At 59.6% G+C, this 11,990-nt stretch carries 13 protein-coding genes; 9 read left to right on the forward strand and 4 right to left on the reverse strand.

Annotated elements, in window-relative coordinates; all coding sequences use genetic code 11:
- Nucleotides 1-3 precede the first annotated feature (3 nt).
- Complete coding sequence (locus ACYVI2_RS05885; RefSeq protein WP_415820277.1) at nucleotides 4-960, forward strand: hydroxyacid dehydrogenase; 957 nt, start codon at nucleotides 4-6, stop codon at nucleotides 958-960.
- Between the two features lie 266 nt (nucleotides 961-1,226).
- Here the strand turns inward: ACYVI2_RS05885 and ACYVI2_RS05890 are convergent, their stop codons facing one another.
- Nucleotides 1,227-1,370 carry a hypothetical protein gene (locus tag ACYVI2_RS05890; protein ID WP_415820278.1) on the reverse strand — a complete coding sequence of 48 codons (144 nt, stop codon included), beginning with the start codon at nucleotides 1,368-1,370 and terminating at the stop codon, nucleotides 1,227-1,229.
- 53 nt (nucleotides 1,371-1,423) lie between these two features.
- Between ACYVI2_RS05890 and ACYVI2_RS05895 the strand changes: the two genes are divergently transcribed.
- The 8 genes from ACYVI2_RS05895 to arsH all read left to right on the forward strand — a co-directional run bounded on the left by ACYVI2_RS05895 (nucleotide 1,424) and on the right by arsH (nucleotide 6,555).
- Nucleotides 1,424-1,573, forward strand: coding sequence for a hypothetical protein (locus ACYVI2_RS05895; protein ID WP_415820279.1), 150 nt, complete (start codon nucleotides 1,424-1,426; stop codon nucleotides 1,571-1,573).
- Between the two features lie 195 nt (nucleotides 1,574-1,768).
- Nucleotides 1,769-2,095 (forward strand): ArsR/SmtB family transcription factor, encoded by a 327-nt coding sequence (locus ACYVI2_RS05900; protein ID WP_415820280.1) that lies wholly within the window; start codon nucleotides 1,769-1,771, stop codon nucleotides 2,093-2,095.
- A gap of 13 nt (nucleotides 2,096-2,108) precedes the next feature.
- Nucleotides 2,109-2,603 carry an ArsI/CadI family heavy metal resistance metalloenzyme gene (locus tag ACYVI2_RS05905; protein ID WP_415820281.1) on the forward strand — a complete coding sequence of 165 codons (495 nt, stop codon included), beginning with the start codon at nucleotides 2,109-2,111 and terminating at the stop codon, nucleotides 2,601-2,603.
- Between the two features lie 8 nt (nucleotides 2,604-2,611).
- The gene (locus ACYVI2_RS05910) at nucleotides 2,612-3,112 is read left to right on the forward strand and encodes an arsenate reductase ArsC (RefSeq protein WP_415820282.1); all 501 of its coding nucleotides are present in this window, start codon (nucleotides 2,612-2,614) and stop codon (nucleotides 3,110-3,112) included.
- A 4-nt stretch (nucleotides 3,113-3,116) separates the two neighbouring features.
- Nucleotides 3,117-4,196, forward strand: a complete 1,080-nt coding sequence (arsB, locus tag ACYVI2_RS05915) for an ACR3 family arsenite efflux transporter (protein ID WP_415820283.1) — start codon at nucleotides 3,117-3,119, stop codon at nucleotides 4,194-4,196.
- A gap of 3 nt (nucleotides 4,197-4,199) precedes the next feature.
- Nucleotides 4,200-5,387 (forward strand): MFS transporter, encoded by a 1,188-nt coding sequence (locus ACYVI2_RS05920; RefSeq protein ID WP_415820284.1) that lies wholly within the window; start codon nucleotides 4,200-4,202, stop codon nucleotides 5,385-5,387.
- A 30-nt stretch (nucleotides 5,388-5,417) separates the two neighbouring features.
- Nucleotides 5,418-5,840, forward strand: a complete 423-nt coding sequence (gene arsC, locus ACYVI2_RS05925) for an arsenate reductase (glutaredoxin) (protein WP_415820285.1) — start codon at nucleotides 5,418-5,420, stop codon at nucleotides 5,838-5,840.
- Nucleotides 5,833-6,555: an arsenical resistance protein ArsH gene (gene arsH, locus ACYVI2_RS05930; protein ID WP_415820286.1), complete on the forward strand. Its 723-nt coding sequence runs from the start codon at nucleotides 5,833-5,835 to the stop codon at nucleotides 6,553-6,555. The genes arsC and arsH overlap by 8 nt, the downstream gene beginning before the upstream one ends.
- A 74-nt stretch (nucleotides 6,556-6,629) precedes the next feature.
- Here arsH and ACYVI2_RS05935 read toward each other — a convergent pair whose 3' ends face one another.
- The 3 genes from ACYVI2_RS05935 to ACYVI2_RS05945 form a co-directional block, all read right to left on the reverse strand.
- Nucleotides 6,630-7,334, reverse strand: coding sequence for a hypothetical protein (locus tag ACYVI2_RS05935; protein ID WP_415820287.1), 705 nt, complete (start codon nucleotides 7,332-7,334; stop codon nucleotides 6,630-6,632).
- The gene (locus tag ACYVI2_RS05940) at nucleotides 7,331-11,737 is read right to left on the reverse strand and encodes a beta-ketoacyl synthase N-terminal-like domain-containing protein (protein ID WP_415820288.1); all 4,407 of its coding nucleotides are present in this window, start codon (nucleotides 11,735-11,737) and stop codon (nucleotides 7,331-7,333) included. The genes ACYVI2_RS05935 and ACYVI2_RS05940 overlap by 4 nt, the downstream gene beginning before the upstream one ends.
- Nucleotides 11,738-11,797: 60 nt before the next feature.
- Nucleotides 11,798-11,990 (reverse strand): hypothetical protein (locus ACYVI2_RS05945; RefSeq protein ID WP_460490276.1); only part of this gene is annotated, 193 nt, incomplete at its 5' end.

Here is an 11,990-nt window from a genome sequence, read left to right on the forward strand (position 1 = left end):
TCCATGCCTGTCTGCCTCATCGCCCAACCCATACACGAAGCCGGCACTGACGCCTTGCGCGCGGCCGGTCTGGAAGTTCGTCTGGCCAGCGCGCCCGATCTCGACACACTGGCCGCCGAGATCGCCGAGGCCGACGCCGTGCTGATCCGCGATGCGCTGCCCGACTGGGTGATCGACCGGGCGCCGCGTCTGAAAGTCATCGCCAACCACGGCACCGGCACCGACGCGGTAGCCGTTGCGCACGCCACGCAGCGGGGCATCCCGGTGGTCTACACCCCCGAAGCCAACGTCCAGGCGGTGGCCGAGCACGCGATGATGCTAATGCTCGCCACCGCACGCCAGGCCTCGGCGGCCGACGTCGCCACACGCCGCGGCGACTGGCGCTTCAAGTACCACCACGATACTTACTCGCTATCGGGCAAGACCCTGGGCGTGATCGGCTATGGCCATACCGGCAAGTGGGTGGCGCGCATGGCCGCAGGCGGTTTTGGCATGCGGGTACGCGTCTGGTCGCCGAGCGCCGATCCGGCAGGCATTGAGGGCGTCGAAGTTGCGCCGACGCTGCGCGACCTGCTTGCGCATGCCGACGTCGTCAGCATGCACCGGCCGCTGCGCCCCGACACCCGCCATACCCTGAACAGCGAGTCGCTGGCCTGGCTGCCCCCACATGGCATCGTGGTCAATACCTCGCGCGGCGGCCTGATCGACGAAGCGGCGCTGGTGTCGGCCCTGCGCGGCAAACGGCTGGCCGGCGCCGGGCTGGATGTCTTCGAGAACGAACCGCTGGCGCCCGGCCATCCGCTGACCGAACTGGAAAACGTCGTGCTCACGCCGCACATGGCCGGCTCGACCGTCGAGGCGCTGAAGGAAACCGCGCTGCAGTGCGCACAAGGCATCGTGGCGGTGCTGGCAGGCGAGCGCCCGCCGAACCTGCGCAACCCCGAGGCCTGGAAAGCCTGACGCGCGACGTTACCGCTGTCACACGTTCAAGGAAAAAAGAAAGGGGCGACCAGGGCATCATGGCATTCTTGAGTTGAACAGCCGCGCCTCCATCCCAAATGAGGGCAGAAACTCACGGCCTTCCAATACGGGAGGAACTGGCGTGCTTCGTGCCTCTACCGGTCTCAGAATGCCGGCTTGCGCCCCCGCCAGGGTGCCGCCCGTTCGAGTTGGGCTGATACCCGCAATATCACGTCTTCGCGACCGAATAGTGCCGATATCACTGATCACGTTGGCCTGGCAGTGGAAAACTCTACCTCGATGCCCGCTGCGGCACACGCCCCGGGCATCAGCAACGCGTTCAAGGTGTTCAGCTTGTTCAAACGTCCAAGCGTCGCCGTAGGCATGCTGGCCAGCAGCTTGCTGTTCATGAGGCAGTTCGGCCTATTCACCTACGTGCGGCCGTTCCTTGAAAGCGTCACGAATGTCGATCGCGCTGGGCTCCACAGTCGGCGGCCTGCTGTTCAACTACAGCGGCTATCGCAGTACCTTCATCGCAAGTGCAGTGCTGCTGGCGAGCTGCGCTGTGTTGACCGTGGTGACCGCACGCCAGTCCTCGGTTCATACAGCCTGATACCTGCATCCTCGTCAATGAGCAGTTGCGGTGCGACGTCCCGGACTGCGCATCAATACCCATCGGGCCGTATCGAAAGAGTATGGACAAGTCATCAAGTCCTGTCATACCTCACTCGATGAGCTAGCCAATGCGCTAGCGGCTTCATCGAAAGAATTTTTTCCTTTAATTCAATAAACGTTGTATTATTGAATAATGAATGAAACCCAAGCTATTGCCGCCCTCTCAGGCCTTGCTCACCCCCAGCGGCTGCGCACGTTCCGCGCTCTGGTGGTGGCCGGCCTTCCCGGGCTTACCCCCAGTGTCCTGGCCGATCAACTCGGCGTGGCCCGTAACGCGCTGTCTTTTCATCTGAAGGAGCTCGCGCACGCCGGCCTGGTCAATGTCGAGCAACAAGGACGCAACCTGATTTACCGCGCCGATTTCTCTCAGATGAATGGATTGCTTGGATATCTCACGGAGCACTGCTGCGAAGGAGCCTCCTGCGAGGTTTCCGACCCAGGCGGCTGCTCGACCTGCTAATCAGGAGCTTTCGATGAAGCGCTTTCATGTCCATTTGCATGTCGATGACCTCGAAAAAAACGTCAGCTTCTACTCCCAGTTGTTCGCCCGAGAGCCAGCCCGTGTCGAATCGGACTACGCAAAATGGATGCTCGACGACCCTCCCGTAAATTTTGCGATATCGACTCGTGGCGCTGGCCACGGAGTCGACCATTTCGGCATTCAGACCGAGAGCGCCGAGGAGCTCATCGTATTGAAGTCCCGAGCGGAGGCTGCGAGTTTGGTCCTGGAAGACCAAGGCGAGACCTCCTGCTGCTACGCCCGCAGCGACAAGTACTGGATCACCGATCCCCAGGGGTTGGCATGGGAGCACTTCCACACGCCGGGCGCCATTCCCGTCTATGGCGAATCGCACGGTGCGTCTGCCAACGAGTCTGCAACGTCCGCCTGCTGTTCGCCATCGATCGAAACCTCAGCGCCAGCCAATTGCTGCGCTCCGACAACCACTTTCCCCACTCGTTGCTGCTAGGAACTTCCATGTCGCCCCCCCCTTTCAACGTGCTTTTTCTCTGCACGGGCAACTCCGCCCGCTCGATTCTGGCTGAAGGGCTGCTCAAAGGCCTGGCTGGTGATCGCTTTCAGGCGTATTCCGCCGGCAGTACACCTAAAGGCGAAGTCCACCCACTCGCTCTCGCTACCCTGAAGTCTTATTCGCTGCCGGCCGACGGCTATCGAAGCAAGAGTTGGAACGAGTTTGCAGCCCCTGATGCACCGAAAATGGACTTCATCATCACGGTGTGCGACAACGCCGCTGGTGAAGTTTGTCCCGTCTGGCCCGGTCATCCAACGACGGCGCATGGGGGTGTGCCTGATCCCGCCGCGCGCGAGGGAAACGACGAAGAGCGCCTGAAGGCTTTCCATGACGCGGCTCGCATGCTCAAGCGCCGGATCGAACTGTTCCTGTCCTTGCCGCTCGACCGTCTGGACACCATGTCGCTGCAGACCGAGCTGCGTGGCATCGGCCAGTCTCGGGAGTGAACCGATGTCGTTCAATACACAGGTAGCGTCGGCTCCGCGCCAGCGCTCCGGGATGAGTATTTTCGAGCGCTACCTCACGCTGTGGGTTTTCCTCTGCATCGTGCTGGGAGTGACGCTTGGCCAGCTTATGCCGACGGTGTTCCAAGCCATTGGGGGCTGGGAAGTCGCCCAGGTCAACCTGCCGGTAGGGATCCTGATCTGGGTGATGATCATCCCGATGCTGCTCAAGGTGGATTTCGGCGCACTGGGCCAGGTCAAGCAGCATTGGCGCGGCATCGGCGTGACGCTGTTCATCAACTGGGCCGTCAAACCGTTCTCGATGGCCTTTCTGGGCTGGCTGTTCATCCGCCAGCTCTTTTCCCCCTGGTTACCCGCCGATCAGTTGGACAGCTATATCGCGGGCCTGATTCTCCTGGCCGCTGCTCCGTGTACCGCCATGGTCTTCGTCTGGAGCCGGTTGACTGGCGGGGACCCTGTGTTCACGCTGTCCCAGGTGGCGCTGAACGACACCATTATGGTGTTCGCGTTCGCGCCCGTCGTTGGATTGTTGCTAGGTCTGTCGGCCATCACCGTACCTTGGGATACATTGCTGGTGTCAGTGGGTCTATACATCGTGATTCCGGTCATCCTTGCTCAGCTATGGCGGCGCGCGCTGCTGCGCCGCGGCCAAGCCACTTTTGAGGCAGCGCTGGAGCGAATCGGGCCGTTTTCGATGGCTGCGTTGCTGTTGACGTTGGTGCTGCTGTTTGCGTTCCAGGGCGAAGCCATCATTGGCCAGCCACTGGTGATTGCGATGCTGGCCGTACCTATTCTCATCCAGGTGTTCTTCAACTCGGGCCTGGCGTACTGGCTCAACCGCCGGGTCGGTGAAAAGCACAACATTGCGTGCCCGTCCGCGCTGATCGGGGCGTCCAACTTTTTTGAGCTCGCCGTGGCAGCTGCGATCAGCCTATTCGGATTCCAGTCGGGAGCCGCGCTCGCAACGGTCGTAGGCGTGCTCATTGAGGTGCCCGTCATGCTGCTTGTCGTGCGGATCGTCAATCGGAGCAAAGGTTGGTATGACGCCGGCGTTAAGCGGAGCTGATGCATGCCAGGCGCCCCTGCTCGCGTAGTCGGCACATTGGGAACCACCCAGACGCTGGCCTGGGCATCGTCCTATTACTTGCCGGCGATGCTGGCGGACCCAATGGCTCGCGATCTGGGCGTATCCGCGCCGACGGTTTACGCAGCCATCTCGATCGCCATGGTCGCATCGGCGTTGGCAGGCCCATGGGCAGGACAAGCGATCGACCATCGCGGTGGTCGTATCGTCCTGGTCGGCACCAGTTTGCTGTTTGCCCTCGGGTTGGGGATGCTCGGCGCCGCCCAGGACCTCTGGATGATGGTGACTGCCTGGCTCGTCATTGGTGTGGCAATGGGTTCCGGGCTTTACGAAGCCGCCTTCTCCAGCCTGGTGAGACTCTATGGTCATCATGCGCGCGGCGCCATTACGGGAATCACCTTGATCGCCGGATTCGCCAGCACTGTTGGATGGCCGCTTTCCGCCTGGATGGAAACCGTATTCGGTTGGCGCGGTGCGTGCTTTGGCTGGGCAGTCATGCATCTGTTGATCGGCTTACCGCTGAACGCCGGGTTGCCCAAAGTGCCAGCGGTCACGAAAATGGAAAGCCTGAATGCCGCCAACGCGGAACACGGCGGCGCATCCCCAGCGCCCGAATCGGAACATCGCCAGTACGCCATTGCCCTCCTAGCATTTGTGTTCGCGGCAACATGGTTCATCAGCACAGCGATGGCGACACACCTGCCGAGGATACTGGAAGCGACAGGAACCACGCTCTCCACAGCCGTAGCGGTGGGCGCACTCATCGGTCCGGCACAGGTAGCTGGCCGATTGTTTGAATTCGGCCTTCTGCGACAAGTTCATCCATTGCTGTCAGCGCGGCTGGCCGCTGTCGCGCATCCAGCCGGTGTCGCAGTGCTGCTGACCGTCGGTCCAGCGATGGCTCCGGTGTTTGCCATCCTGCATGGGGCGGGTAACGGCATATTGACCATCGCGAAGGGCACTTTGCCACTGGCGCTATTCGGCCCGATGGGCTATGGGGCACGCCAAGGCTGGCTCATGATGCCGGCGAGAGTCGCTCAAGCGCTGGCCCCGTTTGCCTTCGGTGTGGCGTTGGATGCCTGGGGAGCCAACGCGCTATGGCTATCCGGAGGCATCGGCCTCGCTGCCTGTGTGGCGCTACTCCTGCTGCATGCACGGCCTGTGGCGCATTGAAATCTAATATTGCTTCAACAGAGGTATCTCATGAGTTCCATCACGATCTATCACAACCCTGCCTGCGGGACATCGCGTAATGTCCTTGGTTTGATCCGCAACAGCGGCGAAGAGCCGACGATTATCGAATATCTGCAAACTCCACCTGATGCCGAAATGCTGAAGGCGTTGATTTCCGCTATGGGTATGCACGTGCGTGATGTGCTCCGGCAGAAGGGCACGCCGTACGACGAACTAGGGTTGTCGGATCCGAAATGGACGGCGCAGCAACTGATCGACTTCATGCTCCAATATCCGATCCTGATCAATCGCCCTATCGTGGTTACCCCCCTCGGTACTCGCCTGTGCCGCCCGTCGGAGGCAGTCTTGGATATCTTGCCGCAACCACAGCGCGGCGCATTCAACAAGGAAGACGGCGAGCCGGTGATCGACGCGGAGGGCCATCGTGTCTGATCTGCTCGGCGACCTGTCCAACATTGACGCCACGCTATTGCATACACCGAGTCCCGCGGAACTGTTTGCACCCAAGCGGGCAACCCATGCGCCACGCTTCTTGCTGCTGTATGGATCGTTGCGGGAACGTTCGTATAGCCGTCTGGTCGCTGAAGAAGCGGCGCGACTACTCCAGGCGCTAGGAGGAGAAACCCGCTTGTTCAATCCCTCCGGTCTGCCGTTAGTCGATGACGCCAGCGACAAGCACCCAAAGGTTCGCGAGTTGCACGAACTGGTGCAATGGGCGGAAGGCATGGTCTGGAGCTCGCCTGAACGTCACGGCGCCATGACGGGTCTGATGAAGACGCAGATCGATTGGATTCCGCTGTCGGTAGGCGCTGTGCGCCCGACTCAGGGCAAGACGCTGGCCGTCATGCAAGTATCGGGCGGGTCGCAGTCGTTTAACGCCGTGAATCAAATGCGGATGCTGGGCCGCTGGATGCGGATGCTGACCATACCCAATCAGTCATCGGTGGCCAAGGCATACCAGGAGTTCGACGATGCGGGTCGCATGAAGCCCTCGCCCTACTATGATCGCATTGTCGATGTCGTCGAAGAGTTGATGAAGTTCACCTTGCTCACGCGCGATGTCACACCGTATTTGGTGGACCGCTATAGTGAGCGCAAGGAAACGGCAGCCGCCCTTTCGGCTCGGATGCAGCAACAATCCATTTGAGGTAAAGCTGATACCAAATGCGCCACACGACCAGCGGCAATGCGGGATGCCGCGCATTCTGGCACCGGCATCATTCAACCTACGGGAGACCCCTGGCAATCAAGAACCCCCAGCGACACAATGATACCGTTGGACTCGAAGACTCGAACCAAAATACATGTATTGGTATACGCGCACCTTATCTTGAATCCACGATTTGTCCTGGTGGCAACAAGACGCTCGAATCCTACATAGCATTGAGCGCGAGGCGATATCAACTTAATTGCCGCCTCTTTCGCCCCGAACAGGAGAGCCGCAGACCTCGGATCGCTAGTAATCTCCGACGGTTCACCAGCTGCCCTAACTAGGTGGGAAACCTCCCAATATCGCGCCAAATCGGAAGTGTCTATCAGATCAATCGATAGGGCCGAGGTGGAGGCCTTGATGGGGTGAACGATGGCTGCTGCGAACGGGTCATCATGGCTGATCGACCCGCCGTACCCTGTCGGCCATATCGGTTCTCCGAAATTTCCCTTCGGTATCGCTTGATCAGGCACACTCATTTGCCCCAACGCCCGCCTGGCGGCGGATCGTCCCGCGGCAAACTCCGCCCTCCGCTTCCAGGCAGCGTTCCTGACAACTGACATTTCCTCAGGAAACAGGCCCTCGTCTCGATCAATGAGTTCAACGGCGCAAGCGACAGGCTGACAGGTCAGCTGCAAGAGCTCGCGCCTCAAGTCGGCCTCGAGTCCCAGAGCACAAGACATTGAGCCATGCACGACCGAACGTGAAAGACTCATGGAATTGCAAACGGATAGGCGGGTAGCGCGATTCTGCGGGCACCCTGGGCAGAGCACTCATTCCATGGCACATCGCCGCCGTCGACCCACCATGACGCCAAGTTTAATAAATCACTTTCATCGGCATGATTCCAAACCGGACACTGCGGACCTGCCCCGCCGGACATTTCTCTGCGTCGTTGCGAGAGGTCGGCGGCACAACCGAAAAATACGTGGTTTGTCGGCGCTTGTTCGGGACGAAGCTTTTGGAAAGGGTCGGCCAGCGTATCAAGCAAATCATCGTAGCCCGTCGCAACGGTGGCCCAACGATAGAACATCGCCTCTCGCCCTATTTGCAGGGTGTAGGCAAGATCATCCATTGAAACTTCCGGATTCCCCTTCAAATATTGGGACAGTTGGTTTAGCTTTACCTCGAGGTCACTCTTGTCGTCGGCCGATAGAACAATTACCTGCGGCCCGGGCCCGCCGGTGGAGGAACGAACATTCCGCTGGGTATCATTCTGCTCGATGTATTCCTCTACAATAGCGCCTGCGTAAAACCCGCCATAACCGAACGAATTTATCATGGCTCGCCTCGGAATTTCGTGCTCCGCCCCATCGACCGTGACCCGCTGACGCGGCCATGGTTGAGTCTCGCTGCATAAGAAGAACGGCGAGGATTCCCGACTCAAGATCGGGCTGAACGCCGCGGAATTCATGAGCGGCGCGAATTTTCCGTTTCTCATCTGCATGATCACTTTCAGCAGTTGGGACATTCCCGACGCCGGCCCGAGATGCCCTATGTTCGGTTTAACAGAGCCGATGGAACAGTAATTCCTGTCAGACGTGAAAGCGTCCAGAACCTTGCTCGTAGCAACATATTCGAGTTCATCGCCGAAAGGCGACCCATTCGCCGAGCATTCAACATGAGTTATGGTCCGAGGCGGTACTTTTGCGCGAAGGACATTGTCAGACATTGCCCTTGACAAGGTCTCTACCGAGCCATCCCCAAACTGCGATGTCGTCGACTTTATTGTCGCGAGAATAGTGTCCTTATCTTTGATCGCCTGAGACAGCGGTTTGAGCACCACAGTGGCAGCTCCCTCGCCGAAAAGCGCGCCGTCTCTTCCTTCCGCGAAACTTCGCCTCTCTATTCCGCTAGCCATATAGTTTGCCTCGCATACCCGGCGATACAGCCCCTCGTCCAGAAGCATTACACCGCTGACAACGGCAACATTGCAATTACCATAGTGAAGATCCAGGCAAGCCATATGGATCGAGGTCGCAGACGAGGCACTGAGTGTGTCTACCGCAATGGTCGGCCCAGTGAAATTGAAGAATTTCGAGATATGACCGACAAGGGCACTTGAGCTGCCGGACGACATTGGCTGCGCCGCAGCATCGGAGCCTGGCCCTCGCAGCTCCCCTATCATTCCCAGATATAGGCCAGTTCTGGATTGAGTGCTTTTCTTCAAGGCCGATCGCGTATAGCCGGAAGATTCCAAGGCGCTCCAGATAGATTCTACGGCCAGCCGGTACGGTGTGCTGTCTGGCTCATCGCTCCCCAGAACGCCGGATAAAAAAGATTTCGGACTTCGGCCATCGAATTCAATGAAACCTCCCCACTTGCAGTAGCTCATGCCTTTTTTTATGGCTTCTTCTCGATCGGAATTAAAAAAACCATCGAGATTCCAGCGGTTTTCAGGAATCTCTACAATGCAATCTCTATTGTTAATCAGGTTGTCCCAGAACGCATTCACATCCGGTGCCCCTGGGAAGCGCCCGCTCATACCGATCACGGCGATCGGTTCCAATTGCGGTGTCAGTGCAATTGGCTCGTCGGCATCGAGGCGATCCTCTTGTGGAATGCTTACCACCACTTTGCCTATATTCCTGCGGTCCTGCAGCCAGCGGTAGGCGCTTTGGATATCGTTGAAGTTGAACGTCCGGCCTACCGTCGGACTGATCACTCCGTCGGCCAACAGCCTCCCCATCTCGAGCACGGAATTCTGGAGGATGGCGAGTTTACCGTGGCTAAGCTTGTTCACATCGACGCTGTATAGCGCTTGGTTGTCGGTCAGACCCGACAGGTCGATCGACCGCGCGGATTTCAACGCCGTCATCGCAATCTCAATATAGCGACCGCCGGAAGCCAGACAGTTCAGCCCCTTTTGAACGGCATCCCCGGGCAAGGTATTGATCACCACATCCATCCCCTGACCGTCCGTCAGCCGTTCAATGGCCGCCTCGAAGTCCTCTTCCTGATAGTTGATCCGATGCGGCACACCCAGGGATGCCAGATAATCGAGCTTCGCCTCGGACCCAGCCGTCGCATAGATCTCGGCCCCAGCATGTTTAGCCAGTTGCACCGCGATCAAACCGACACCGCCAGTCGCCGTCTGAATCAGGATCCGCTCGCCAGGTTTGAGCTGCGCCTTCTTGAAACATTCGATCATCGTCAGCGCCACGCCAGGCACTGCGCAGGCTGCCTCAAACGACAAACCGGTTGGACAAGCAAACACCCGGGTCTCGGCGCAGGTCAGCGCCGTCGCATGCGCTCCGAATGTCGATCCCGCGAGCGCAATCACCGCGTCGCCAACTGCGACACGCGATACTTTCGACCCAATCGCGACCACCACTCCGCTGGCCTCGAAGCCTGGCGTGAACGGATAGGCGGGCTGGGTCGGATACAAACCTTTCACACATAACAAGTCGCCGAAGTTCAGTGAAAAGGCTCTTACCGCAATCCGTACGTCGTGTGCGCCCAAGGGAGGCAGGCGGTCCTCTCTGATGTGAAGGTCGTCAATCGTGCCGGGCCTCTCCAACCATACGCGCCGATATAGTGGCCCTGTGATCTGCGCGCCTCGCTGCGCAGCGAGCGGCGGCGCGGCAGTAAACTCCCCACGCCGGCGGCGCCCTCGTCCGATCGGGACGGCCTTGATTTTCTCCACCGGTGCCTCGGGCGTGGGCATCGCCGTCGCAACAGATAAGGCCACCGGACTCGAAGGCTCTTGAATGGTCGGGCTGATCGCACTGATATGCGCACCAAGCTCCTCGATCGTGGCGTGATCGAACAACACGGTGGTGGGCAGCATCAACCCAAGCTGCATATTGATCGCATTGATCAGCGCCACGCCGGTTACCGAATCAATACCGTATGTCGAGAACGGTTGATCGTCCTGCAGGTCTGCCTCGCTCACCTTGAGAGTTTGAGCAATGCTCGTGCGGATTGCGTTCCGTGCCTGCGCCGAGTCTCGTCGGGGTGCTATCTCGGCTGATACACGCATTGGTGCTGGCGTCGACGCCTTGGATTCGTGCGAAGGCATCAATACACGAGGCTCTTCCTGCAGCGTTTTCGTCTCGCTTTGGACCTGTACCAAGCCGTCGCTCGTGGCCACGATGACCTGTTGGCCCAACTCATGGGCGGCCTGCGCTGGCGCTTCGATCGCGCCAAAGCCCTCCGCCGTCAGCACTTCGCGCCAACCTTGCAGACTCAAGGCCGGCGTCCCGGGAATCCGCACCTCCTCGTCCTCGGCCAGCCACCAACCTTCCAACAACCCAAAGCTCAGATGCAAGAACAGACTCGCCGCACTCAACTCGTTGAGCAGCAGCAGACCATTGCCTTTGAGCAGCGTCTTGACGTGCCGCAAGGTGCTCCGCATATCCCGCGTCGCGTGCAGCACGTTGGCCGCCACCGCCACATCAAAATGACCCAACGCAAACCCCTGGGCCACGGGCGTATGCTCGATGTCCAGACGCTTGGTCTGCAGATACGGCGCTTGTGCGGCGTAGTGCTCGCGAGCGTGCAGCAGAAACGCCGGCGATACGTCCGTGTAGCAATACTCCTCGATGTGCTCAGCGTAAGCTGCCAGTTGCGTGAACAACCCCGCACTGGTCCCCCCGGTGCCTGCCCCAATCTCCACGATCCTCAGCTTCGCCCTCGGGTCGTGACTCACGCGGGCACGGACATACGCATCCAGCCGTTCTCCCAACACACCATTGAAGTAGTCCGCCACCGGATGATCTCGGTAGACACCTTCTACCAGACCCAGCTGCCCTTGCGGAAACAACACGTCGGTCGCCGCCCGCTCTCCCCGCAGAATCGCTGGCAGCGCCGGCAGGACGACATCGAGCAATCGCAACTGCGCCGCCACCACCGCGTCGTCGCGGGCCTGTTCTCGATAGGTCTGCCACTGCGACCATGACGTCTCCCAATCCCACTGCGCCGAATCCTGGATCACGCCCTGCTCCCGCAGCATCCGCAGACCCGCCTCGTGCCAGCGCGCATAGCGCGGCGCCAACCCCGCGGCTGCCGAAAGCCAACCCTGCTGCGCCAATAGCGCGTACAACAGTCGACTTAGGTGCTGCTCAAGACCGTACTCCTGTACAGCAACTTCAGGTTCGTCTTGTACCAGTACTGACATGGTTTTCGGTTCCTCATTCGGCAGCCCAATGACTGCGAGATTTTCTGCAGAAGAAGTGAGTTATGCCGCGCGGGCGTCAAGTCTGCGGCGCGCACTGAGCAAGGCTTCCGGCACGGCAGTCACCAACGGTGCCTGCAGCGCTACCCTGGGCGCATCTGATGCCGTCGTGATTGTGACCTTCTCACTAATGCCCAGGCTGCGAGCCGCCGAGGCTTGCGTCGTCTTCACAAACACCACTTGATCCACCGGTCCC

The organism is Bordetella tumbae, from assembly GCF_054780995.1.

Bases quoted from the DNA above. Each gene is read 5' to 3' on its own strand.
- ACYVI2_RS05900 (WP_415820280.1), top strand. From the start codon at position 1,769: ATGAATGAAACCCAAGCTATTGCCGCCCTCTCAGGCCTTGCTCACCCC.
- ACYVI2_RS05905 (WP_415820281.1), top strand. From the start codon at position 2,109: ATGAAGCGCTTTCATGTCCATTTGCATGTCGATGACCTCGAAAAAAAC.
- ACYVI2_RS05940 (WP_415820288.1), bottom strand. From the start codon at position 11,737: ATGTCAGTACTGGTACAAGACGAACCTGAAGTTGCTGTACAGGAGTAC.
- ACYVI2_RS05935 (WP_415820287.1), bottom strand. From the start codon at position 7,334: ATGAGTCTTTCACGTTCGGTCGTGCATGGCTCAATGTCTTGTGCTCTG.
- ACYVI2_RS05910 (WP_415820282.1), top strand. From the start codon at position 2,612: ATGTCGCCCCCCCCTTTCAACGTGCTTTTTCTCTGCACGGGCAACTCC.
- ACYVI2_RS05885 (WP_415820277.1), top strand. From the start codon at position 4: ATGCCTGTCTGCCTCATCGCCCAACCCATACACGAAGCCGGCACTGAC.
- ACYVI2_RS05920 (WP_415820284.1), top strand. From the start codon at position 4,200: ATGCCAGGCGCCCCTGCTCGCGTAGTCGGCACATTGGGAACCACCCAG.
- ACYVI2_RS05890 (WP_415820278.1), bottom strand. From the start codon at position 1,370: ATGAACAGCAAGCTGCTGGCCAGCATGCCTACGGCGACGCTTGGACGT.
- arsB (WP_415820283.1), top strand. From the start codon at position 3,117: ATGTCGTTCAATACACAGGTAGCGTCGGCTCCGCGCCAGCGCTCCGGG.
- arsC (WP_415820285.1), top strand. From the start codon at position 5,418: ATGAGTTCCATCACGATCTATCACAACCCTGCCTGCGGGACATCGCGT.
- ACYVI2_RS05895 (WP_415820279.1), top strand. From the start codon at position 1,424: ATGTCGATCGCGCTGGGCTCCACAGTCGGCGGCCTGCTGTTCAACTAC.